The sequence below is a fragment of the Microseira sp. BLCC-F43 genome, from assembly GCF_041929235.1.
Taxonomy (GTDB): domain Bacteria; phylum Cyanobacteriota; class Cyanobacteriia; order Cyanobacteriales; family Aerosakkonemataceae; genus Microseira.
Genome location: NZ_JBHFNP010000315.1, coordinates 1 through 24,974, shown reverse-complemented (window position 1 = coordinate 24,974; position 24,974 = coordinate 1). Strand labels below are relative to the sequence as shown.

The following is a 24,974-nucleotide window of genomic DNA, read 5'->3' as shown; positions in this document are numbered from 1 at the left end:
ATGCCTTTTACCCTCGCATATTTTTTGGCAAAAAAGGGGGACAAGCGAATCTGAAAATATCAAATTGCATTGAGCGAGCGCATTATCCCCAGAAACCTGAATTTCCCAGTACTTAACTCCCTAACTGTTCCACAAAACTTTGATGTTCTGGCGTTGCCAACCCTATCTGCAACACAGACTGCACCTCGCCTAAACTCCCTGCAATTAAAGCCGGAACTGCTAACCATAAACCTGGAAAAACTTCGCTTCTAACAATTCCCGATTCATCTCCTAATAAAGAAACATATTCGACTTCTCTTAAACGAAACCAATCAATTCTTTGTTCGTAAACTTGCCAAATTAAATATTCTTGAACCCCGGTGCGCCGATAAACTATCAATTTATCTCGCAAGTCATAAGCAGCGCTACTCGCCGCTATTTACGCAATAAATTCCGGCGCACCTTCAACATAATTATCTTCAGTAATAATAGATTGTCCGCCAACTTCAATTCGCAACAGTGCATCGGGTTGAGGTTCGTTATCTGGATCGAGGCGTACTGTCGTATTGTCTGCTAAGTTAACCCCTGGCGTGGCAATCCAGTAAATTCCTAACCAAGTCATAATTAGCGCATGTGGTGTGCCGTGAATAACTCGGACTGGCGATCCCATGTATACAATTCTTTCAATTAATTCGGCTTTCTTCAAGTTGGGCATGGCATCGTAGCGTCGTTCAAATTCTGCCCTTGTGATGCGATCGCCGTTTTCCAGTGGTAATATTTTCGGCATGATTCCTGTCATGATTCGACCCTCAACCATTTGTTCCGATTGTGCCATATCGCTTTTTTGTGCATTGATGGGTTTTGTGCGTTGGCGGTAGCCTGTGCGGCAGCACGTATCGCTTTGATATAGATCCAGAGGCGGGCAAGATGCCCACCCCACAAGCATTTTTTGGCTTTGTGGAGTAGGCGGCGGGCAAGATGCCCACCCCACAAGCATTTTTTGGCTTCTAAACGCCCCCCAAGGCATTGGGGGTTGGGGGGATCGATTTTGGCTCCTAAACGCCCCCCAAGGCATTGGGGGTTGGGGGGATCGATATCGACAAATTAACGTCCCGATTTTCTGATCGCTAATTTAATCCGTCGCCGTTTGCGGTAACGAGTAAGAATGCTTACCACCTGACCAGGTTTTCCCGTTGGTTGCGGTGGACTCCACTCGTCTACTCGGGCAAAGTCTTTTGCGTACAAGGTTTGGATGGTTTCCATCACCCCGTCGGGAGAACTGATAATCAACACCCGCACGACTTCCCGAGTGTCTTCGCCTGCGTCAGAATTTGGACGAACAGATGCGCCAGAGTCTTGCAAAAACTCTTGGGCCATGATATTTTATCCTGATTTTTTGGTTTTCCTCAAAAAAGCCAAAAATCTAGCCACCCCGCTGGCATGAGAAAGCAGGGTGGCTACAGAGAAAATGTTACAATTCTCGATTAGCCTCCCGACTGGGTATGACAGTTTGGGGGGTGAAGCTGTCCATTGCTGTTGCTAGCGGCTTTGGGCAGCGAAACTAGATTTTCCAGCCATATAGGTTGCCGTCCGGTTTAGGTCTGGCAACCTATAGTTGTTGAGCATAGCGGCAATGAAGACAATCGTCAAGAGGTGCGCTCGGGAATGATGGGTGGGGGTGCGCTCCGGGTAAAATATGCGAGCGATCGCTCAATAAACTCCTGCAAAAACTCTTGTGGGATAGGCGACACGAGCAGTCTTTGGCTTGATTTATTGGAGAGGTCTATTAACGCAAGTTGCTAGTGATGGAATATTGGTATTAGATGCCAACAAATCAAGAGGATAAATTCATGAAAAAGTCACATCTGTTTCTAGGCATTCTCACTGCCATCATCATAATTGTAGGAATTGGTAGCAAGGCTTTTCTACAGCCATTGCCTCCCTTGCCACCTCCGCCTCAGAATTCTCCACTACCGATGCAAAAACCCAATCAGGAACCCTCATTGCCGAGTGAGAAAGTTACATTACCAAATCCAGAAACTTTGCTAGATATCGCAGCCAATCTGGCGAGCGAAAAATACCAAAATGCTTCCTGTGAAGACTTATCCAAGATGAAACCCCAATCCAAAAAGAGTGCGCCAACAGGGGGGACACCGGAAGCAGTACTCCAGACTAAGGCGATTGAAATGTTGCGGCAGAATCCTGAGATCCGTAAAGAATTTATCAATCGCGTGGCACCACCCATCGCCAATAAAATGTTTGACTGTAAAGTTATTCCCTAGAGAGGAGGACTTGATGAAAAAGTCTCATCTGTTGTTTCTAACTGCTTTGATTTCTATAGCAATATTTGTCAGTTCTTGTGCCAACTTTACATCCAAGGAAGCTTTGTTGGATATAGCTGCCAATCTCGTCATCAACAAATACCAAAATGCTTCCTGTGAAGAGGTCGCTCAGATGCAACCTCAGTCTAAGTCCGCAACAAGTTCACAAGCTGACGGCGGGAAAGAAGCGGATCTCCAGGCAAAAGCGATCGAAATGTTGCAGAAGAATCCTGAGATGCGTCAGCAATTTATCAATCGAGTCGCTGGGCCAATTGCCAATAAGATGTTTGAATGTAACCTAATTCCCTAGCTTTCTATTTGGCTCTCCCGTATTTAGGGCTATCAATTTATCTAATCATATGATGTCCGGCTTTTCGCCCTTAATTAAAACTCCCTGGTTCACCACTCTCCCTTGTCACCGCGTCATTCTTAACTATGGGTATTCAAGCGGACATGATATCATTCGTAGGTTGGGTTGAGCATCGCGAAACCCAACTTTCTCAGGATTTATGGTGCGTTACGCTATCGCTAACGCACCCTACATATGGAGTTTAAATCTGGATTCATGGTGCGTTACGCTATCGCTAACGCACCCTACATATGGAGTCTAAATCTGGATTCATGGTGCGTTACGCTATCGCTAACGCACCCTACATATGGAGTAGGGGCGAAGCATTCTGGCGACAATTGATCGCGATCTACAACAATCTTTCTTCCCGAATGCTTCGCTCTGCCGAGATCTAGATAGAATTCAAACTATGCCCCTTTTGTCAACCTCTTTTAATCGACTGGGGCTCTAGGGACTAATGACTACCTGAAAATAAAAGCCGGAATCTTGAGCGTTTTCACCTCTGTCCCTTAGGTTAATTAAGGGATAAGCGTAATCAAGGCGCAAGTTTACTTTAGGAATTGGTTGCCACAATAACCCTAAACCTACTCCGGCTAAAAATCTTTGGTCTGATGAGGAATTGGGATTATTTGATCCGTTCCAAACCGAACCAAAATCGATAAATGGTGCTACTTGGAATATCGCGGCACCATCGGCATCCCGTTGTAAGGTAATGCGGTCTTCGATTGAGAATCTGAAACCATTATCACCAGATCGAATGTTTTGCCGATAGCCGCGCAAGGATTGACCGCCGCCGATGACAAATTGCTGCGATGGTAATAAGCTGTTTGGTGTTAGTTGTACGTCGGCTTGTAAAATTAGCAAATTAGATTCTGAAAGCCTTTGTACGCGCTGTAATTGACCCAGCCAACTGAAAAAGCGAGCATCTGGAATTGGGTCGGGATTGGTGGTGGCGTCGAATAAACTGGTGCCGAAACTAAATTGACTTCGGACTGCTGTTGCTCCCATTGCATCTCGGCGAATATAGTCTTGTCCAAACTTGAATGTGCTGGTGCGGCTTCTACCTTCTTCATCTGGTCCAATGCCAAAACCAAACGGGCGATCGCCGATAAATGTTTGACCTTCTTGAAATGTAAAACCAATCGATAAAGCAAATTCTTGACGCACAGAGCGAATCAGCGGCTGTCGGAAACTAATTTCGTATAATTGAGAATCGCCGTTAATATCTAATTCATCAAATTCTGGGGCAGTTACTTCAAACCAATTCGGTGCAGCACGCAATTGTAAAGTGCCTTCTCTTGCATTCAACGGGATACGATAGATAAAGTCAAGGGCATTTGAACCTCCAGTTGTAGAACGGTAATAAGAAGCAAAAATTTCATCTCCCAAGCCGGTAAGATTGCGATAAGTTAAATTAACGCCCAATCGTTCCGAACCAACGCTAGGCGGCGAGTAATTGTCAAGGCTAAAGTTACTTCTAAATTGGTCAGCTTCTGTAATGCGAACTCGCAGAATACTTTGACCTAAACTTGTCCCCGATCGCAGGTTGGCTTCTATATTTTCCAATAGAGGATTCGTCCGCAGCAGTCGGAGTTGGTCTTCTAATTCGGCGGTATTGAGGGGCGTACCCGTTCCCAAGCGCACGCGCGAGCGCACATATCCACGATTCAACCGGCGCGTTCCTTCAATCTCAATCCGCTCTACACTGCCTTCAATGACGCGAATTTGCACTATCCCATCGGCGATCGTTTGGTCTGGCAAAACCGCTCTGGAGGTAATATAACCCCGGTCGATGTAAAGTTGAGTAATCGCATCCGCAACGCCCCTCAGTTCTTCTAAAGTCACTTCCCGTCCTTCATACTTTTGGATGATGCGATTAAGCTCATCTTGAGAGAAAATAGTACTACCGCTAACTTGAATTTTCCGCACAGAAATCCTCACCGGAGGGGTTTCTGGCGAGGGTGTAGGCGTGGGAGTCGGTAATATGGGTTCGTCTGGTTCGGGGGTTGTGGGTTGGGGGGTTGGGGCGGGTTGCAGGAAACGATCTTCGTTGGGGTTGGGTTGAGGATTAAATGGTGGAACCGGCAGATTTTCTCTTGGTTGAGTATTATCTATTGGCGGTGCAGTCTGGGCGATGGGTTGTGTCGCCGGGGGTATTTCAGCCGCAGGGAGGGATTTGGCTGTGGCGATTTGCGTCGCAACGGCAACGCCCTTCGCACCAGTCAGACAAATACCACCGATCGAGAGTTGAAGCAGCAAAAAGCGGGAATACACTAGAAATCCTTTCCTAAAGGAGGCTATGCGGAAGGCACCCACCTACAGAAGCACAATTATTTTATTGCGATTGACGACCTGCAATAGTTTACGAAGTTTGCAACGGTTCTCAAATTAAATGCTATGTGTATATTTGAATATGGGATTTGGAACGATGATGAACATCACAAACAAGAATGATTCAGATCGCGTTGTGCCTGATGGAAACGGGTAATACTAATAGACAACTGAACTCTAGCCGAGTCATCGACAGGGAACACACGAGCCGCCGACAGTTTCTCCAAGCAGACTGTCGGTTTTTTATTTGAATTAGGTAATGGGTCATGGGTAATGGGTAATGCGTAATGGGTCATTAGACATGTGGCAAAAATCACACTGGAGGGGCTTTCCTGCCCATCCCACAAGAGTCATTGTTTCTTGTGGGGTAGGCGTCCCGCCTGCCCAAGAATTTGATCAAAGGGACTTTTGCCAGATCAAGACTGACGCAAACACCAAAGTTTCTATGAAAAATCGTCGGTTTGGCAACTAGAGATCCCAGCTGGAAACTTTGGTGATAGGTCTCCCAAGCGTAAGTCCTGAAGATGTCTATTGCAAAGACGCTTCTCAAGCATGACCGATGACCCATTACCAATTACCAATTACCAGTGACCCAATTAAAATTTCCCCACCGCCTGGCGGTACTCTGACACAGCTTATGCCAGGAAGCACCGCCAAGGGTGGGGAACTTAGCTAAGATCAAACAAGAGGTATCGGTCAAAGCAGCTTCTCGCCGGTTTTTGGTGCTGCTGCCAAAGCGAACTTAGGACATTGACTGAATGATATAGTCAAAGTAAGGAGCTGCTTCGGTGGCGTCTTCCTCGGAAAGGAGTGCTAAAGAAGCTTTTTTCAGACAGCGGATCGATTCAACCATGCCGGGGACGGGGACGCCCAGGGAATTGTACATTTCCTTGACGCCAATCAACCCAATTTTCTCAATCGGTTCTTTGTCTCCGGAGAGAATTCCGTAGGTAATTAGACGCAGATACCAGCCGTAGTCTCTCAGACAAAGCGCCCGCTGACGCTGTCCGTAGGCGTTTCCACCCGGTGCGATAAAATCGGGACGTTTCTGCCAAAGCTGTTTGCTGGCTTCTTCTACTATCTTTTTCTCGTTTTCGGCTAATGTGTTGGCGATCCGCACCCGCTGTTCGCCGGTTTGAAAAAAGTCTTTGATACCTTTGAGTTCGCCGCTGCTGGGATATCGAAGTTCGTCGTCGGCTTTGAGAATAACTTGGCTAACTACACTCATGATTATTAGAGGTTGGGTGAATATCAATTTGTAGTTTAACGATTGAGTGGGACACAAATAAAGGGAGGGGAGCAGGTGAGCAAGCGAGCAGGTGAGCAGAGGACTAGAGGGGCAGGGAAGCAGGGGGGAAAACCTAATCGCCAATCGGATCCCCCCCTGCCCCCCCTTCACAAGGGGGGGAGCGACCATCACAAATCGGATCCCCCCCTGCCCCCCCTTCACAAGGGGGGGAGCGACCATCGCCTGACGGCTCCCCCCCTGGCTCCCCTGAAGAAGGGGAGGAGCGACCATCGCCTGGCGGCTCCCCCCCTGGCTCCCCTGAAGAAGGGGGGGAGCGACCATCACAAATCGGCTCCCCCCCTGGCTCCCCTGAAGAAGGGGGGGAGCGACCATCGCCTGGCGGCTCCCCCCCGGGCTCCCCTGAAGAAGGGGGGGAGCGACTATGACAAATCGGCTCCCCTGAAGAAGGGGAGGAGCGACCATCACAAATCGGCTCCCCCTCTGGCTCCCCTGAAGAAGGGGGGGAGCGACCATCGTCAGGCGGCTCCCGCCGTGGCTCCCCTTCACAAGGGGGGGAGCGACTATGACAAATCGGCTCCCCCTCTGGCTCCCCTGAAGAAGGGGGGGAGCGACCATGACAAATCGGCTCCCGCCCTGCCTCCCCTTCACAAGGGGGGGAGCGACCATCGCCTGGCGGCTCCCCTCCTGCCCCCCCTTCTTCAGGGGGGGAGCGACCATCGACAATCTTCTCAATGGCAGCAGGGGGAATTGGTGGAGGTGACGATTACCGATCTGACTGATGAGGGAGATGGGGTGGGGCGCACTCTTGAGCGGGTGGTGTTTGTGCCGGATACTGTAGTGGGCGATCGCATTCTCGCCCGCCTAGTCCGGGTTAAACCCGAATACGGTTTTGGCAAATTACACCAAATTCTGGAACCTTCGCGCGATCGCATCCGCCCTGGTTGCATTGTGGCGGATAAATGCGGCGGCTGTCAGTGGCAGCACATTAACTATGAATATCAGCTAGAAGCGAAGCGAAATCAAGTTATTCAAGCTTTAGAACGCATTGGCGGCATTTCTCACCCGCCTGTCGCTCCGGTGTTAGCGGCGAATTCGCCTTTGGGTTACCGCAACAAAGCTACCTATCCCTTGGGAATCTCATCTACTGGTGTTGTGCAAGCGGGATATTACCAAAAATCGAGCCACCATCTCATTAATTTAAATCAATGCCCGGTGCAAGATTCGCGATTAAATCCTTTGCTGGCAAATGTAAAGAAAGATATCGAAAACCGGGGTTGGCAGGTATACGATGAAAAACGCCACAAAGGGCAGGTGCGCCATTTGGGTCTGCGAATTGGGCGGCGGACTGGGGAAATGCTGCTAACGCTGGTAGTTAAGGATGGGGATTTACCGGGAATTGAAGCGCAGGCTCAAGAATGGTTGCAGCGATATCCTAATTTGGTGGGAGTGTCGTTAAACCGCAATCCTCAACGCACGAATGCGATTTTTGGCAATGAAACTCGCTGCATTGCGGGAAAACCCGATTTGGTAGAAGAATTTGCCAATTTGAAATTCCACATTCGCCCGGATACGTTTTTCCAAGTTAATACAGAAGTTGCCGAAGCACTGGTGCAGGCAATTACAGATGAGTTAAATTTGCAAGGCGATGAAGTGCTAGTGGATGCTTATTGTGGCATTGGTACGATGACGTTACCCCTAGCAAAACAAGTGGGTCAAGCAATCGGTTTGGAGGTGCAAGAGGAAGCAGTTGAACAAGCAAAGGCAAATGCAGAATTAAATGGGATAAATAATATCAATTTCCAGGTAGGAGATGTAGATAAATTGCTGCCGCAGTTAGAAGTAATGCCGGATATTGTATTGCTCGATCCGCCGCGTAAGGGATGCGATCGCCATGTCATCGATATCCTATTACAAATTAAACCCCAGCGCCTTGTCTATGTCAGTTGCAAACCCGCTACCCTCGCCCGCGACCTGAAATTATTATGTCAGGATGGGGAATATCGATTAACGCGGGTACAACCTGCTGATTTCTTTCCCCAAACCTCTCACGTTGAATGCGCTGCTTTCTTGGTGCGACAGCAAGCGATCGCTCTGTAGGGGCACGGCAGCAACTTTCTTTGCTGCATCCCTGAAATATTTTCCCCCGCCTGTAGGGGCACGGCACCAAAAAACTTTGCTGCATCCCTGAAAGATTTTCCCCCGCCTGTTGGGGCACGGCATCAACAAGCTAAGTTGCATCCCTGAAATATTTTCCCCCGCCGTGCCCCTACAATTTCTCCCACCCGCCCCCGTCAGTCGGCGGGTGGGAGCGATTTATGCAACCAGGGAAATTAGTCTCAATTCCCCTTCGCGTTATCCACCTTAAGGTAGAAGCCGTAACCGCTCTTTAGGGGTAATTTTATTAGGTACCCTATAGAGTTGGGAAAATAAATTGAGATTAAAAAGCTGATAAATGAGAGCGCATCTGGGTGCATCGGTTGGGAAAAAATAGCGCTAAATCAGCAATTTTACCAGCAAAAATCCGATAAATTCAGATGGGGAGGGAAGGGGAAATGCTATGTGAGAACAAACAAGAAAGGTTGGGGAAATAAAATTGGAGAAAAGGCGATCGCTAGCAAAAAAATAGGTCATGATGACACAACAGGAAAGAACCATTCTAATTGTTGAAAGGGGTCTTCAAGACCGGAAAAGATATCGGAATTGCCTGCTGGCAGATCCGGAGTATTCCTATAGGATTTTAGAGGAAAAATCGGCAGAGGGAGCATTGGCGTTGTGTCGCGGGCAACTGCCAGACGGGATATTAGTGGATTTTTGGCTACCAGAATTTGATGGGTTGGAGTTTATAGAAAAGCTGAAAAAGCAGGCAGGGAGGAAATGCCCGCCTGTGGTGATGATAAGCGATCGCGAGGATACAACTGTTGCAGTAAAGGCGATCAAAAGCGGAGCAGAAGATTACTTAATTAAACAAAAAACAACGCCGGATGAATTGCGAAGTGCGGTGCGGAGTGCGATTGAAAATGCCGAATTGCGCCAAAAATTACAAGACAGTGAGGAGCGGTTCCGCACTTCTGTAGAAAACATGCTCGATTGTTTTGGCATTTATTCGGCAATGAGAGATGAGTCGGGAAAAATAGTAGATTTTCGCATCGAATATCTCAACACAGCTGCCCTGGAAAACAATCGAATGACGCGGGAAAATATTGGGCAACGACTATGCGAATTGCTACCCGCTCATCGGATGAGCGGACTGTTTGCCGAATATTGTCGGGTAGTAGAAACGGGACAACCATTAATTAAAGAATCCCTGATTTATACCGATGTATTTGGCGGTCAAAAACTTACCAGAGCTTACGATATTCGCGCCAGCAAGTGGAATGATGGATTTGTTGCTTCCTGGCGAGATGTGACGGAGCGCAAGCAAACAGAGTCAGCGTTGATCAATGCATACGCCCAGTTAGAAGATCGCGCTTCGGAGTTAACAGAAACCAACCAAGAATTACAGGTGGCGCTAGAAGAAATGCACTGTTTTCAAGAGGAACTGCACCTACAAAATACCGAACTGGAAATGGCTCGCGCCTCCCTCGATATTGAGCGTCAGCGGTATCGGGATTTGTTTAATTTTGCGCCAGATGGATATCTGGTAACGGATAAATTGGGGATAATTCAGGAAGCAAATTGTACCGCTGCTGCTCTGCTATCGGCAAACCAAGAATTTTTGATTGGGAAACCCTTATTTACGTTCGTTTCCCCACAAGTGCGTTCTGGGTTTCGCAGTCAATTTAACCAACAGGTAGATCTGAAAAGTCGCACTAAGTCATTGCAGTCAAGGCAGACTTGGGAGCTAATATTGAAACCGCTCAAAGGTGAGTCTTTTCCGGCGGAAGTTTCGGTGATTAGTGCAGATAACAAGGAGGGAGAAGCGACTGGTTGGCGCTGGTTGATTCGGGATATTACAAAACGCAAGCAAGCGGAGGAGGAATTGCTGGCGAGTCGGGAATTGCTCGGGCAAATTGCCGATACCACGCCCGGTATTCTGTACCTTTACGACCTGGTCGAACAGCGAAATGTTTATGTAAATCGGCAAGTTACCGAATTGCTTGGATACTCATCAGAGCAAGTTCAGAGAATGGGAGCAAACCTGTTACCCACCCTGATCCATCCAGAAGATTTTGCTCGCACTCCTGACCATTTGCAGCGACTTTCTGCGGCACCTGAAGGCGCAATTTTGGAAATCGAATACCGGATGCAACGTGCCAATGGGGAATGGCGCTGGTTCTGTAGTCGAGAAGTTGTCTTTAGCAGAAATGCCGATGGTTCGCTGCGCCAAGTTTTGGGAACAGCTTTAGACATTACAGAACGCAAACAAGCAGAAATTGAATTATGCCGCGCCAACGAGCGATATGAATTAGCAGCGACGGCGGTGAATTGTTTGATTTATGATTGGGATTTGCAGAGCAATAGAGTTGAAAGAACTCGCGGTTTAAACGAGCTTTTGGGATATGCGCCAGAGGAAGCAGAACCCACGACGCAATGGTGGATGGATCGCATTCATCCAGAAGACATTCACAAAAAGACTCCAGAAAAGTTCTTTGCCGAAATCGCAACGATAGACCGCCATTGCATTGAATATCGCGTGGGGCACAAAAACGGTCACTATGTGTGGGTAGAAGATCGAAAGTTTGTGGTGCGAGACGAGGCAGGTCGTCCGATTAGAATTGTAGGGAGTACAACGGATATTAGCGATCGCAAACAAGCACAAGAAGCTTTGCGACAAAGCGAAACTAGACTCAAACAACTGGTGGAATTAAATCTGCTCGGCGTCATGTTTTGGGATGCAGACGGAACAGTCCTCGATGCCAATGACGCCTTGTTGAACATGGTGGGATACACGCGGGAAGATTTGCAAGCAGGAAGGGTGAATTGGCGGGCGATGACGCCACCAGAGCAATTGGATTGGAGCGAGCGATCGCTGCAAAAAATGCGGCGCAAAACTTCTGACACCCTAGAGAAAGAATACATCCGCTTTGATGGCAGTCGCGTCCCCATTTTGCTGGGTGGCGTAATGTTTGAAGGTTCCCAAAGTCGGGGCGTTAGCTTTGTTGTTGACTTATCGGAACGCAAGCAAATGGAAGATGAATTGCGCCGTCGCGAACGACAGTTTTCGACCTTGGTAGAAAACTTGCCAGACGTGATTTTCCGACTCGATACCAATCTGCGTCACCTTTATATCTGTCCCACTGTAGAGCAAGTATCTGGGATGGCACCGCAGCAGTTTATCGGCAAAACTGGACGGGAATTGGGGTTGGAAGAAGAGATCTGCGACTTGTTTGAAACCAAATGCCACGAAGCGATCGCCACCAAACAAGTAACGCCGATGGAATTTAGCAACAGAGGTCGGCACTATTACTCGCGGATTATTCCAGAATACGCGCCAGATGGTTCGCTCGAATCGCTGATGGGTATCACGGAAGATATTACAGATCGCAAACAAAGCGAAGCATTATTTAGAGGAGTATTCGAGTCGGATCTGATCGGGATTTTATTTTGGAATATAGAAGGACAAATTACCGATGCCAACGATGCGTTTATTCGCATGACAGGTTACAGCAGAGAAGAATTGCAAGCTGGAAAAATATACTATCGCGACATTACTCCAACCGAATATTACGAAACAGATAATGAAAAATTAAAGCTGCTGCATACCGTAGGCAAATACGAACCATTCGAGAAAGAATACATTTGCAAAGACGGACGTCGCATCCCAATTTTGCTTGGTTGTGCGTTCTTGCCCGGATATCGCGATCGCGGGGTGGCGTTTGTCTTGGATATAAGCGATCGCAAGCAATTAGAGCAAGAAAGGGAAGAACTTTTAGCAAGGGAAAAAGCTGCCAGAGAAGAAGCAGAACATGCCAACCACACCAAAGATGAATTTCTGGCAATAGTTTCCCACGAATTGCGAAGTCCGCTTAATTCTATTTTAGGTTGGGCAAAGTTGCTGCGAACTCGCACCTTTGACCAGGCGGTGGTTAATCGTGCCTTAGAAACCATCGAACGCAACGCCCAAACCCAATGCCAATTAATTGAAGATTTATTAGATATTTCCCGAATGATTCGCGGAAATCTGCGTTTAAACGTCGCACCAGTTAATCTAAATTATGTAGTTGAAACTGCTATTAATACAGTCCGTCTCGCGGCAGAACATAAACAAATTTACCTGGAAACTAGAATAGAGGGCATCTCTTGTCAAGTATCCGGCGATCTAAATCGCTTGCAGCAAATAGTCGGAAACTTACTCAACAACGCCATCAAATTTACTCCATCTGGTGGAACAGTAGAAGTAGAATTATCAGTCGTAACAGGCGCTCAAAATAGCCAATTACCAATTACCAATTATGCTCAAATTACCGTCACCGACACCGGCAAAGGTATAAGTCCTGACTTTTTACCTTACGTTTTTGAGCGCTTTAGAAGAGCAGATAATACTACCACCCGATCTAAAGACGGATTGGGATTAGGTTTAGCAATTGTACGGCATTTGGTAGAACTGCACGGCGGTAACGTTTTTGCAGAAAGTGCGGGAGAAGGACAAGGTGCGACGTTTACAGTCAGAATACCGCTAATATCTTGCCCCGTTTCTGCTTCTCCTGCTGGCTTAGATTCTGAAGTTTCTCTCGCAGGAGTACGCATACTCGTTGTTGATGATGAAGCCGATATTCGCGATTTTTTGGAGTTTGCATTAAGCGAGTCGGGAGCAATTGTAGAAAAATCTGCATCGGCGCGGGAAGCACTAGCAAGTTTTAACCAATTTAAACCAGATATTTTAATCAGCGATATTGGAATGCCAGAGGAAGATGGCTATTCATTAATCCGGCAGTTGCGGTTAGAACAAGCACAAAAGGGAGAAAGAAAAATTCCGGCGATCGCGCTCACAGCGTATGCTAGAAAACAAGATAGCGATCGCGCAATCGAGGCAGGTTTTCAACGCCACATTACCAAACCCGTAGAACCAGGCGAATTAGTGGAAGCGATCGCCAGCTTGATGGCAGTTCGTAGTATTTGACAGTTCGACGATCAGTTTGGCGTGGGTAGATTTATTGTTGCCGTTCGTTAAATCGAGCAATTAATTCCTCGCGGGATAATTGCAGCAATAAGGGGGTAAATTCTTCTGGTGTCAAAGTCAGCAACGGGTCAATAACCGCTGTCAATTGCTCATCCAATAACCCAAAACGCACCCGCAGCAAATTTTCCACCACTAGGCGTTCTCCTTGCTGCATACCTTGCTGTATTCCCCGTTGTTCTCCTTCCCGGATTGCTTGCTCTCTGTCTTGCTCATACAAAGGTGCTAATCGCATAATTAACTCCCTATCTTCTGCCTCTAAAGTTTGATTAATTCCTAGATTTCTCTGCAAGTTATACAGTAATTTGAGGGCGTTGGTACGCCCGGGGCGATCTACTGGCAGTGCTGCGAGTTCATCAATTGCCTGCTTTTGTACAGTTCCTTTCCCCAAAATTCTCAACCAAAGAGTTTCGGGGGTACGCGGTAATTGGTGAATCACAATGATGGCAGTTCTCAGATAGTCTGCCATGAGGTACACCCCAGGCAACCAATTATTATCTATTATAGCGCGAAATCCCGATAAAAGAGGAGCTGAAGCAGTGGGTGTCAATATCCATAAGATTGGTAAATCAGATTCTTGTAAATTGGTATTATTCCGATTTGCTTCTCGTTGGAATTCTCCTCGAATTTCTAAAAGTTTTAATAAGCAATCGCAAATCTCTTGGGGAGTGACAGCGTTGCGGAAGGGTTCAAAAATTGCCGCTGTTGTTGCTAATCTTCCTAATAATCCCAGAGGTTGGATAGCAGCGGCAGATTGAGGTAAATTAGGGGTAAACCACACATCGATTTGTCTCATTTCTCCTGAAACGCGACGGGGTGCTTGTACCTCGCCTAGTGGAGTTAATAACTCTTCCAGGTAGTCCTTGGCAAATTGATCGTGGATAAATCTAGTCACTGAGTTAGTCTCCCTCTTGCTCTTGATGCTAATTAATTAAAGATCGTTGTAAGTATCATATTGTACCTTTCCATAATCTAGCTTAATTACTCTATCTGCTAGGTGAAAATAACGGTCATCGTGACTAATAACAAATACAGTTTTGCCCCGCTGTTTTAGTTCCGTCAATAGCTGTTTATAGAAAACATCGCGAAAAAATGGGTCTTGATCCGAAGCCCATTCATCAAACAAATAAATCGGACGATCCTCCAAATAAGCTGTTAACAAAGCGAGGCGCTTTCGCTGTCCTTGAGATAGTGCTGTTGTAGAAATAAGTCCATCTTTTACCTGAACTTTATGGTCTAAATGAAATTGCCGCAGATAATCTTGCGCTTGCATATCGAGGTTGGGATGGCTAATTCCCAAGAGTCGATCGAATAGATAAAAATCCGAAAAAACAACTGAAAAATGCTGCCGATACCATTCTCTATTTTCATTTGTAATTGGCTGACTGTTTAATTTAATCGCTCCAGTTTCAGGGATATAAAGCCCGGTGATAATTTTAGCCAGAGTAGATTTGCCGCTACCGTTACCGCCAACGATAAATACTAATTGCCCTGGATAAAATGTTAAATTTAACTCTCCCAAAACAAAGTTGCTGTCTTCTCCTGGATAGGTATGGGTAACTTTCTCTAGTTCTAAGGATGTCCAGTCAAGTGATTTTGGTTTGTGGATTTTGGCTTGTGGATTTTGACTTTGCTCTTCCGATCTATCCGCTAATGCTAAACCCATTTTTTCTATTTTTTGTAGGGCTACATTGGCTCGAAATAAAGCGGGAAGCCGATCTAACATATTTTGCATCGGCGTCGTTATATAAGCAAGCGTCAAAACGTAAGCGGCTAAAAGAGTCGGGGTAACCGATACAAATTTTGGCAAAGCAAACACCAACAAAGCCATAATGGTAAAGAAGAGTAACTGTCCCCATCCGATAGCGATCGCACCCATCCTCAGTGCTGCTATATTATGATTCCGCGATGCCGCGACGCTGACTTGCAACTCCTCAGAAAAAAATTCCTGACGGCGTTCTGAATGTAATTTTAGTTCTTTAATTCCTTCCGTGATACTGCGAAAGTGTTTGAATAATCTATCTTGTTCCTCTCGCGCCAGATTGAAATATTTTCTCATTTGATTCAGCAAGATTTGAACGATAGCAATGGCTGTACCGATACAAGCTACCGTTACGACGAATACCAGTCCGGAAAGCCAACTCAAGTAAACCAAACATCCGATAATAATAGCAAAGTCAATGCAGAGGAAAGGAATAACAAACACGGTATTAGAAAGGGTTTGCACATCATCTGTTAAAGTTGCTAATAAACGGTTTGCTCCCAATTCTTCTAAATGCCGTAGCGGTGCAGATAAAATACCATGACTGAGGCGCAATCGTAAGTTATAAACTGCACCTTGAGCTAGGTCGATTAATAAAAATTGGGAAATAATACTTGTCAGCAGGGCAAGGAATGCCAATCCCACAAAGTAACCAATTAAATTATCGGTTGAATTGCCGCTCACGGCGCGGTTAATCAGCGCTATTAATTGAGCGCTACACCCACCGCTAATTAAGCCGTTTAGGATAGCAATCGCAACATTCAACCCAGAAGCTTTTATCAGCAGCCAGATGACATTCATAATCGTCCATAAACCCAATCTATAGGATAGCTGATCTAACTTTTCACGGCAATAATAGAGATTTTTTTGGTAGAATTAGGTAAAGGTAGGAATATCATCATGACTACAACCGCTAAACGGCTTACCTTTGAAGAGTATCTCAAGTACGAAGATGGTACGGATACTCGCTATGAATTGGTAGATGGGGAATTAGTTCCAATGAGTCTTGGTAGTGGACAACATGGGGCGATAACGGAATTTCTCAACGATGAATTTCGAGGCGAAATTAAACGGTTACAGCTTGACTGGACATCTAAACAAATGGCTATTGGTATTCGTTCCCCTCGTGGTGGTAGATGGGAAACATCTCGAATTCCAGACATTGTTGTAATTCCACTATCTCAATGGCGAGAATTAAGAAACCGAGAAGCAGTTATTGAACTGAACGAACCCCCGCCTTTGCTGGTAGTAGAAGTTGTCAGCGAGTCAACTAAAACTACAGATTATCGCTCCAAGCGGGTTGAGTATAATGTGCTGAATATTCCAGAATATTGGGTTGTGGATTTGTCAAATAATAAAGTAACCGTTTTCACTTTAGTTGAGGGACTGTATGAAGCAGCAGAATTTGTTGGTTCTGATCGCATTGTGTCCCAGACTTTCCCTGAGTTATATCTGACAGTTGACCGCGTGTTAGCAGGGGGAGAGTAATCATTTCATTGGAATAAAAACCCCATAAATAACAAAGGCAAAAGTAAAAGCGCCGAGATAATTAAAACCAGGGTTCCAGCATCGATATTAAGCGTTTGTTTTTTTGGGTCTTTCATCTCTAACTGGTTGAAAAAATAGAGCTATTAACCCAGTTTAACAGATGTTGTCACCTTATCCTCAAAGGCGGGCAGAATGCCCACCCCACAAGAGTTTTTGCAGAAGTCTATTAGCCATTAGCCATTAGCCATTAGCCATTAGCATTTCGGCAACAATTTTTCCCGAACTCATCACCCCAGGAATACCCGCGCCGGGATGAGTTCCAGCACCGACAAAATAAAGATTTGGAATATCTTCACTTTGGTTGTGGGGACGAAACCAAGCAGATTGAAATAAAGTTGGCTCTACAGAAAAAGCACTTCCCAAATAACTATTTAAACCGTCGCGGAAGTGCAATGGATCGATATAACGTTCTGTCACAATATGTTCGGATAACTTTGGTAAGTACCGCTGTTCCAAATACTGAACAATTGCATCTCGATAAGGTTTAGCCTGAGTTTTCCAATCAATTTTTCCACCCAAATGAGGAACGGGTGCAAGTACGTACCAACAATCGCAACCTTCAGGCGCTAGCGATGGATCGGTTGCCGTAGGTCGGTGCAGGTATAATGAGAAATCATCGGGTAAATGCTTGCGAGTAAAAATATCTTCGATCCAGTCTTTGTAACGTCGCCCCATGAGAATTTCGTGGTGTGCCATGTGGTTGTAACGACAATTGGTGCCGAAATATAGCACGAACAAAGACATGGAATATTGCAGGTTTTTAATGCGGCGATCGCTCCACTTTTTCCTAAACTTTTCCCCAATCAAATTCAGATAGGTAAACGCCACATTTCCATTGCTAACAACTGCATCCGATGGGAATAACTTTCCATCCTTAGTTTTCACTCCGGTAGCGCGTTTAGTCTTTTCATTAATAACAATTTCAGCCACTTCTGTATTGAGTAACAATCGCCCGCCAATCTCGCAAAAAAGCCGCGTCAAAGCTTGTACCAAAGCACCCGTCCCGCCCATGGCAAACCAGATGCCAAATTCTTGCTCTAGTTTGTGAATCATGGCGTAAATTGAAGTACTCTGAAACGGATTTCCACCAATTAATAAAGGATGAAAGCTGAAGGCGATTCGCAGCCGTTCATCTTTGATATATTGATTAACAAACCCGGCTACCGATTTAAACGATTGCAACTGAACCATATCAGGTGCAACCTTGAGCATATCTGTAATTTGAGTAAAAGGTTTGGTCATCAAAGGCAAGCCTTTTTTAAACACTTGTGACGAGGCTTGATAAAATTGTTGATAACCTTCTACATCTGCTGGATTAAACTGCTGAATTTGTTGGATGATTTGGTGGCGATCGCCGCTATAATGAAAAATCGATCCATCCTCAAACCGAATATTATAAAACGGGTCTAAAGCAACCAACTTGACATAATCGTCAGTTTGCTTACCGCATAACTCGAATAATTCCCGAATTAGCCAAGGCGAGGTAATAATAGTAGGACCAGCATCAAAGCGAAAACCATCTTGTTCGTAGACATAAGCGCGCCCCCCCGGTTTGTCGCGCTTGTCTACAATTGTCACCCGATGTCCCTGCGCTTGCAGTCTTATTGCTGCTGAAAGTCCGCCAAAACCGCTACCAATGACTAGAATATCCATTAATTCCTATCCTTTGTTCGATTATCTCGTTGCCAAAATTGGGTATATCCCCCTATATTTAACCTACATTTAACTGCTTCTCCACAAGAAATGCACATTTGGGATTTACTATTAATCGAGTGGTTCCAATAGAATCCGTTCAGCTTTCGGTGTGGGAGTGCAATCAACCAGGTGTCTTTAGTTTAATAAAAATTAAACTTTCTTCACAAAAACAACCCGGTGTTTGCCAATCCCTAATTTAACCAGGACTTACGCAAAGAAACAAAGGGCGCTCCGAAAAATCGTTGGTTTTGCAACCAAAGATTGACGAAGAAACCGGGTTTCTGGCAACGCCCAAGCGTAAGTTCTGTTAACTGCAAAAAAGCTCTTCATAAACCAGGAATATGCTGTATGACTTTCGTACTTAGTATCCTAATTTAGCTGACGATATCGAAGTAGAGCCTCAATGAAATAGTAGTCAGCATAAATTAGTGAAACATCGATCTCGCCTCCGTGAGGAAACGAACCAACACTGTGTTTCAAGATAGCGCTCTCGTTACTTCCTTTGGTTAAATATTGGGGCGAACAAAGAGTAATTAAGATATTTTTAGCCGTTTGCAAATACTTTTCTTTCTCTTTGGGTTGAGAAACAAGGGTGCTGAGTTCTAGCAATGATGATGCGGCGATCGCAGCAGCTGAAGCATCACGGTTTGTGTTCGGAATATCTGGTGACTGAAAATCCCAGTAAGGAATATAATCTTCTGGTAAGTATTTAATGAAATAGTCAGCTAACTTTTGGGCTGTGTTGAGAAATCGGCGATCGCGTGTTTCTCTATAAGCGACAGTAAAACCATAAATCGCCCATGCCTGACCCCGCGACCAAGTAGATTCAACTGAGTAACCCTGCCATTTAATACGCTTGATGACTTCACCTGTAGAAGAATTATAATCAACAACTTGATAAGTGCTGCCATCAGAACGAACATGATTTTCCATCGTCTTGAGTGCATGGCTGACTGCCAGATCGTACCAAGTGCGATCGCCTCCATTTTTGGCAGCCCAAAAAAGCATTTCTAAATTCATCATATTATCAATAATCACAGGAAAATCCCACCGATCTTTGCCCCATGTCCAAGAGCGAGTACAACCCACTTGAGGATTAAAAAGTGACGCTAGGGAGGTAGAGGCTTGCAGAATGACTTCTTTATATGCCTGATTCCCAGTCAGGCGGTATCCATGTCCAAAGGTATTGTAAATAATGAAGCCAATATCGTGACCAATACCTGGATGTAATACATTATTCTTTTGCTCTGATAATCCGACAGTCCATTTTTCAGCTAATGCTTGGATGCCTCGATCGGGCATTGCTTCATACAGATACCATAAACTACCGCCGAAAAAGCCACTCGTCCATTTTTCTGCCTTACTTATCTGCCATTCCCCATTAGTTAAACCAATACGGGGATATCCATCCGCTGGGTTTAACTGCTGGGCAGAAGTGGTAAACTTTGCTTTAGCCAAAGTAATTATATTGTCAATTTGAGCATCAGTTAGTTCCCCGTTAACTTGCTCAATACCAGCCATTAAAACCTGGCTTTTTTTCGCTTTATCTGTTGATAATTCATTAATTGAATTAGCACTGCCACACATTAAAATTAGCAGAATAATAGAAGCTGAATAAGACTTGAGCAACATAGATTTTTTTCAACTCTCTGAATCAAACGATAGCCTACTTGGTGAAGTTAATTTTTTCACTGAAACAGATCATCTGTTCCCCTACTTTATAGCATCTAAACACTGACCGTCAATCTGAACCTTTGTAGCGACATCAGCTGGCAAAGTCATCACTACAAAGAAATTATCTCCACCCTTTGCATTCATACCCATCAGTGATGTTTTTTTGTTTACTCAGTACATATCCGGCAAAAAATAATACACAATAAATACAAGTACAGCATTTATACTGAATTAGCAAATGGCAGAGGCAACTTAGTGAACTTGATTCACAGAAAACTGGGTTTTTAGAGATACCAATCCCAAAAGATCCGCGAAATCTTCTCTTCCTTCTCTTCCTCTGCTTCCTCTGCGTCCTCTGCGGTTCATTAAAAAAAACCAGGTTTCACAAATCAACCAAAATTGCTACATTGAGAGCTTGCACCAACCTCATATCCCGCCAGAGAATCAATTCCAAAGCTGATAGCATTTAGTCGGTTTTAACCGACTTGTAGAGACGTTACATGTAACGTCTCTACAATCCGGAAATTGATTTCCGGGCGGGCTATGAAACTGAGGCAAGATCTGATTACATCAGGACTTATGCACGCGGGGCCAAAAACAGAGGTGATGCGTCAATCTCCCGACTGGAAACCTACAATTTTTCGGAGAAACCAGGTTTTTTTGCGTCAGTCCTGTTTATGTTTTTCCATGATGCAGAATAGCGCTTTGGGCCGCGGATATAACCTACCGTAGTAAACGGTTTGCTCGATGGAAATGATATTAAATTGAGGGCTAAACATATCCTCAATTTCTTCCGGACTAAATCGATATGGGCCTTCTTTCCTTGTTTCTAAATGGCTAAAGCATTTTAAAAATAGATAACCTTTCGGCTTTGTCAAATTATTAACCGCCCGCAGGTAATCTTGTCTTTGATCGGCGTGGAATACGTGAAAACAACCCCGGTCCAAGATTAAATCAAATTCACCGCTAATCTGAGTGTTCAGAATATCATCCTCCTGCCAGGAGATATTTAACCCCTTTGCTTGGGCTTTGGCTTGGGATTGTTCAATTGCTGCCTCAGAAATATCGGTGGCTGTGACTTGAAAACCCCGCTGTGCCAATGCCATTGCTTGCGTCCCTGGTCCCGTTCCGATATCCAATACCGTCCCCGTTTTCAGGTTCAGCTTGGTTAAGGCTGAGTCAATATCCGGATCTAAATCTGGGTTGAACCAAGGCATCGATTCTACTGGAGTGTCCTGATATATTTGTTTCCAGTTGGCTATTTGCCGTTCTTGATTCATGTGATTTAAATTTGGCTAATGTATCATTGTTTAATTATAATCTCAAGGCGTGGAAATTTCAAGCAAGAATGAATCCTATCGTCGCTTTTAAAATTGAGCTAAAATCATTGAATAGAAACGGTTATAATTATTAAATGCTGTGATTTGTGAAGTGGGAATGTTGGCGCAGAAACTTGAGCAACTCAAACAAATATTTACGGCAATGGATCGGGCATTAATTGCCTATTCTGGCGGGATTGACAGCACGTTGGTGGCGAAAGTTGCTTACGATGTATTGGGCGATCGCGCACTTGCGATCACCGCCGAATCTCCCTCCCTGTTACCGGAAGACCTAGAAGAAGCGCGCATCCAGGCGGCGGCGATCGGAATTCCCCACGAAATTGTCCAAACTCACGAAATGGACAATCCCAATTACACCGCAAATCCCGTCAATCGCTGTTATTTTTGCAAAAGCGAATTGCACGACACCCTCAAACCCTTGGCGTTGCGGCGGGGTTATCCCTACGTCGTCGATGGAGTCAATGCAGACGATTTGCAAGATTATCGTCCCGGAATACAGGCGGCGAAAGAAAGGGGTGCGCGATCGCCCCTCGCCGAAGTCGGCGTCACCAAAATCGAAGTCCGCCAACTTTCCCAACAATTAGGACTTCCCTGGTGGGATAAACCCGCCCAACCTTGTCTGAGTTCGCGCTTTCCCTACGGCGAAGAAATCACCGTCGCCAAATTGCAGCGAGTTGGCAGGGCAGAACTTTATTTGCGGAAACTGGGGTGGAAAAATCTGCGGGTGCGATCCGAAGGCGATACCGCCAGAATTGAGTTGCCTCCAGAGCAAATTAAGGAGTTTGTCTTAACCACCGATTTACCTCAGTTAGTGGCGGCATTTCAAGAGTTCGGTTTTATCTACGTAACCCTAGATTTAGAAGGGTTTAAAAGCGGCAAATTGAATCTGGTTCTCGATCGGGAAGTCTTGAGCCTCAAAGGTTAAAGTAAAATTTGTAACTAGCTTACTCAGTAGAGGTACACCTTCGTTTGTGTAGCGGCAGCATTAATGCTGCCGCTACACAAACTTGCGCGATTGCGCTGTACCTCACGCGGCTCTTCGCCGCTGTAAACTTTATTCTCAAAGCACGAACTTGTCTTAATTAACGCAAATAATCTTAAATAAAAAATCCATAGCTTTTGCCAACCTGGTAAAAAAAGAGTATCAATACTTACAGAAAAAATCGCACATCGCTCCTCTCAGGACTCACAAGAAGGATGTGCAATTGATCGAGAATATTGCAGATGTGAAGTAAAACCTAAGTAACAAAGAGGGGGATAAAATGAATGCAATCGCGTCCCACCTAGATTCTTGCAACCCGAACAACCTGAATTGGGAACTCGATACTTTTGCCCAAGAGATAGAACCAAGCAAAGACAAAACGTTTGGACTAGAGTCTTTAGGCATCAAAAACATCGGTCGAGTGTATCGGAACCTATCAGTAGCAGAGCTAATAGAACACATTCTAGCGCGGAAAGAAGGCTCTTTAGCAGCAAACGGCGCGCTGTGCGTTAAGACGGGGAAATATACTGGGCGATCGCCCAACGATAAATTCATCGTTGCCGAACCAGAAATTCTCGATGAAGTAGATTGGAACGCAATCAATCTTGCGCTTTCTCCCGATAAATTTGAACAGCTTTACAAGCGGATGCTTGCCTACATCCAAAGCAGAGATTTGTATATTTTTGATGGATATGTAGGCGCAGATCCAACATACCGCTTGGGTGTGAGAGTCATCAACGAATTTGCTTGGCACAACTTATTCGTTCACCAATTGTTTTTGAGGCCAACCGAACGCGAATTAAAATATCACCGTCCCGACTTTACTGTAATTGCCCTTCCAGGTTTCCAAGGCGATCCAGACATCGACGGCATCCACAGTGAAGCGTTTATCGTACTCAACTTAGTCAAAAGAATCGTCTTAATTGGCGGAACGCACTATGCCGGAGAAATGAAAAAATCGGTATTCTCGTTCCTCAACTACATGATGACGAAGCAGAACGTTTTGCCGATGCACTGTGCCGCCAACATGGATGCATTTGGCAACACGGCGCTATTTTTTGGACTGTCTGGAACTGGCAAAACTACCTTATCTGCCGATGTTTCCCGGCGGTTAATTGGGGATGACGAACATGGATGGTCAGATCGCGGCGTCTTCAATTTTGAAGGTGGATGTTACGCCAAAACCATTCGATTATGCCAGAAAAACGAACCGCAAATTTGGGAAGCACTGCGCTTTGGATCGGTGCTAGAAAACGTAATTCTGGACGAACAAACCCGAATTCCAGATTATGACGATGACAGCATCACCGAAAATACCAGAGCCGCCTATCCTGTAGATTATATTCCTAATTGCGTCGTTCCGGGCGTTGGCGGTCATCCCAAGGCAGTCATCTTCTTAACAGCAGATGCATTTGGCGTTTTACCGCCTATTTCCAAACTCACTAACCGGCAGGCAATGTATCATTTCCTGTCAGGATATACCAGTAAACTAGCAGGAACAGAACGCGGCATTACCGAACCGCAAGCGACTTTTTCATCTTGTTTTGGTAGCCCGTTCTTGCCACTTGATCCAACAGTTTATGCTGAGATGTTGTACAAACGCCTCATCCAGTACGATGCGGATGTTTACCTAGTAAATACAGGTTGGACGGGAGGGCCTTACGGCGTCGGTAACCGGATTAAGATCGAATATACTCGTGCGATGGTATGGGCGGCGCTTTCTGGCGCATTAAATAAAGTCACATTCCATCACCATCCAATCTTTAAAGTGTTAGTACCCGAAACAGTTCCAGGGGTTGACAGCAATATTTTAGACCCCCAAAAAACTTGGATCGATCCAATTGCTTACGAACGACAAGCTAAAGATTTGGCAAGGAGGTTTGTTGAAAATTTCCGCAGGTTCCATTACGTTCCTTTAGAGATGATGGAAGCATCTCCCGCATTTGAATAAATCCGGTTAGGGGAGAGGGTGCAAAACTTTTTTCCCTCTCCCAATTAGAAAAAATTGTAGGCAGGAATTACGCAAGTCATTGGGCAATGGGGCATAGATATTTGCAATAGTTTAAAAGCAAACCTGTAAACTGTTGGTGAGGGATCGCATAGTTAGGCCACGAAGTTGCTTGTTAGGGTGTAGTTTAGAGATAGCGATCGAGGTAATTGCCCAGCAATATGTTTGCTGGAACCGCTTTTGTTTGCAATCCATCACCTTGTAAGCTATACCTGTGAAGAAGTTTGCTTGAGGTAGCCCATGACGCTGGATTTACTGACCGAAATCTACAGTTCTTTTGAACCGTTTCAGCCCCCACCCAAAGAGGCGTATGTCGATTGCCAAGAAGTCCGTGGTGGCTGGGAGGTTGTACGAGAATTAGGTCGGAAGATCGCACGCTCCAAGAAACCTACATGCCAACTTTACTCTGGGCACCGGGGAGTAGGCAAGTCCACAGAACTATTGCGTTTGAAAGAATACTTGGAACAGCAGAAGTATTTTGAGCCGCTCCTCGCTCTAAAGAGACGAGGAATCAGGCCAGGAATTAGAGTTAGCTTTTCGCTCATTAATAGCTATCTGGCTAACCGTTTCTGGCTTCATGCAGAACTGCTCTAAGGGTGAATGACTCAGCCTACTTTCG

The 24,974-nt window shown here is 45.4% G+C and carries 15 protein-coding genes and 1 pseudogene; 7 read left to right on the top strand and 9 right to left on the bottom strand.

Going from position 1 to position 24,974, the window contains the following annotated elements:
• Positions 1-112: 112 nt before the first annotated feature.
• Positions 113-778, bottom strand: a pseudogene (locus ACE1CM_RS42345) (Uma2 family endonuclease).
• A 305-nt stretch (positions 779-1,083) separates the two neighbouring features.
• Positions 1,084-1,356 (bottom strand): hypothetical protein, encoded by a 273-nt coding sequence (locus tag ACE1CM_RS42340; protein ID WP_374885305.1) that lies wholly within the window; start codon positions 1,354-1,356, stop codon positions 1,084-1,086.
• Between the two features lie 473 nt (positions 1,357-1,829).
• On the opposite strand from ACE1CM_RS42340, the gene ACE1CM_RS42335 reads away from it, so the two are divergent.
• Together ACE1CM_RS42335 and ACE1CM_RS42330 are read left to right on the top strand one after the other, a co-directional pair.
• The gene (locus tag ACE1CM_RS42335; protein ID WP_374885304.1) at positions 1,830-2,261 is read left to right on the top strand and encodes a hypothetical protein; all 432 of its coding nucleotides are present in this window, start codon (positions 1,830-1,832) and stop codon (positions 2,259-2,261) included.
• Positions 2,262-2,274: 13 nt separating this feature from the next.
• A complete protein-coding gene (locus tag ACE1CM_RS42330) occupies positions 2,275-2,610 on the top strand; it encodes a hypothetical protein (protein WP_374885303.1) in 336 nt (111 codons plus the stop codon).
• 486 nt (positions 2,611-3,096) lie between these two features.
• Here ACE1CM_RS42330 and ACE1CM_RS42325 read toward each other — a convergent pair whose 3' ends face one another.
• Positions 3,097-4,923: a ShlB/FhaC/HecB family hemolysin secretion/activation protein gene (locus ACE1CM_RS42325; protein ID WP_374885302.1), complete on the bottom strand. Its 1,827-nt coding sequence runs from the start codon at positions 4,921-4,923 to the stop codon at positions 3,097-3,099.
• Positions 4,924-5,722: 799 nt separating this feature from the next.
• Positions 5,723-6,208, bottom strand: a complete 486-nt coding sequence (locus tag ACE1CM_RS42320) for an allophycocyanin subunit alpha-B (protein WP_226594120.1) — start codon at positions 6,206-6,208, stop codon at positions 5,723-5,725.
• Between the two features lie 705 nt (positions 6,209-6,913).
• Between ACE1CM_RS42320 and rlmD the strand changes: the two genes are divergently transcribed.
• The gene (rlmD, locus tag ACE1CM_RS42315; RefSeq protein WP_374885352.1) at positions 6,914-8,326 is read left to right on the top strand and encodes a 23S rRNA (uracil(1939)-C(5))-methyltransferase RlmD; all 1,413 of its coding nucleotides are present in this window, start codon (positions 6,914-6,916) and stop codon (positions 8,324-8,326) included.
• Positions 8,327-8,858: 532 nt separating this feature from the next.
• Positions 8,859-13,289, top strand: coding sequence for a PAS domain S-box protein (locus ACE1CM_RS42310; RefSeq protein WP_374885301.1), 4,431 nt, complete (start codon positions 8,859-8,861; stop codon positions 13,287-13,289).
• A gap of 31 nt (positions 13,290-13,320) precedes the next feature.
• Here the strand turns inward: ACE1CM_RS42310 and ACE1CM_RS42305 are convergent, their stop codons facing one another.
• Positions 13,321-14,241 carry a hypothetical protein gene (locus tag ACE1CM_RS42305; protein WP_374885299.1) on the bottom strand — a complete coding sequence of 307 codons (921 nt, stop codon included), beginning with the start codon at positions 14,239-14,241 and terminating at the stop codon, positions 13,321-13,323.
• Between the two features lie 36 nt (positions 14,242-14,277).
• Entirely contained in the window at positions 14,278-15,909 is a 1,632-nt protein-coding gene (locus ACE1CM_RS42300; RefSeq protein WP_374885297.1) for a cyclic peptide export ABC transporter, read from the bottom strand.
• 99 nt (positions 15,910-16,008) lie between these two features.
• On the opposite strand from ACE1CM_RS42300, the gene ACE1CM_RS42295 reads away from it, so the two are divergent.
• Complete coding sequence (locus ACE1CM_RS42295; RefSeq protein WP_374885296.1) at positions 16,009-16,596, top strand: Uma2 family endonuclease; 588 nt, start codon at positions 16,009-16,011, stop codon at positions 16,594-16,596.
• 240 nt (positions 16,597-16,836) lie between these two features.
• Here ACE1CM_RS42295 and ACE1CM_RS42290 read toward each other — a convergent pair whose 3' ends face one another.
• The 3 genes from ACE1CM_RS42290 to ACE1CM_RS42280 form a co-directional block, all read right to left on the bottom strand.
• Complete coding sequence (locus ACE1CM_RS42290) at positions 16,837-18,309, bottom strand: phytoene desaturase (RefSeq protein WP_374885294.1); 1,473 nt, start codon at positions 18,307-18,309, stop codon at positions 16,837-16,839.
• A gap of 411 nt (positions 18,310-18,720) precedes the next feature.
• Positions 18,721-19,983: a glucuronyl hydrolase gene (locus ACE1CM_RS42285; protein WP_374885293.1), complete on the bottom strand. Its 1,263-nt coding sequence runs from the start codon at positions 19,981-19,983 to the stop codon at positions 18,721-18,723.
• 707 nt (positions 19,984-20,690) lie between these two features.
• Positions 20,691-21,305, bottom strand: a complete 615-nt coding sequence (locus ACE1CM_RS42280) for a class I SAM-dependent methyltransferase (RefSeq protein ID WP_374885292.1) — start codon at positions 21,303-21,305, stop codon at positions 20,691-20,693.
• Between the two features lie 157 nt (positions 21,306-21,462).
• Here ACE1CM_RS42280 and larE point away from each other — a divergent pair, with 157 nt between their 5' ends.
• Positions 21,463-22,290, top strand: a complete 828-nt coding sequence (larE, locus tag ACE1CM_RS42275) for an ATP-dependent sacrificial sulfur transferase LarE (protein ID WP_374885351.1) — start codon at positions 21,463-21,465, stop codon at positions 22,288-22,290.
• Positions 22,291-22,627: 337 nt separating this feature from the next.
• The gene (pckA, locus tag ACE1CM_RS42270) at positions 22,628-24,298 is read left to right on the top strand and encodes a phosphoenolpyruvate carboxykinase (ATP) (RefSeq protein ID WP_374885291.1); all 1,671 of its coding nucleotides are present in this window, start codon (positions 22,628-22,630) and stop codon (positions 24,296-24,298) included.
• The last annotated feature ends 676 nt before the right edge of the window (positions 24,299-24,974 follow it).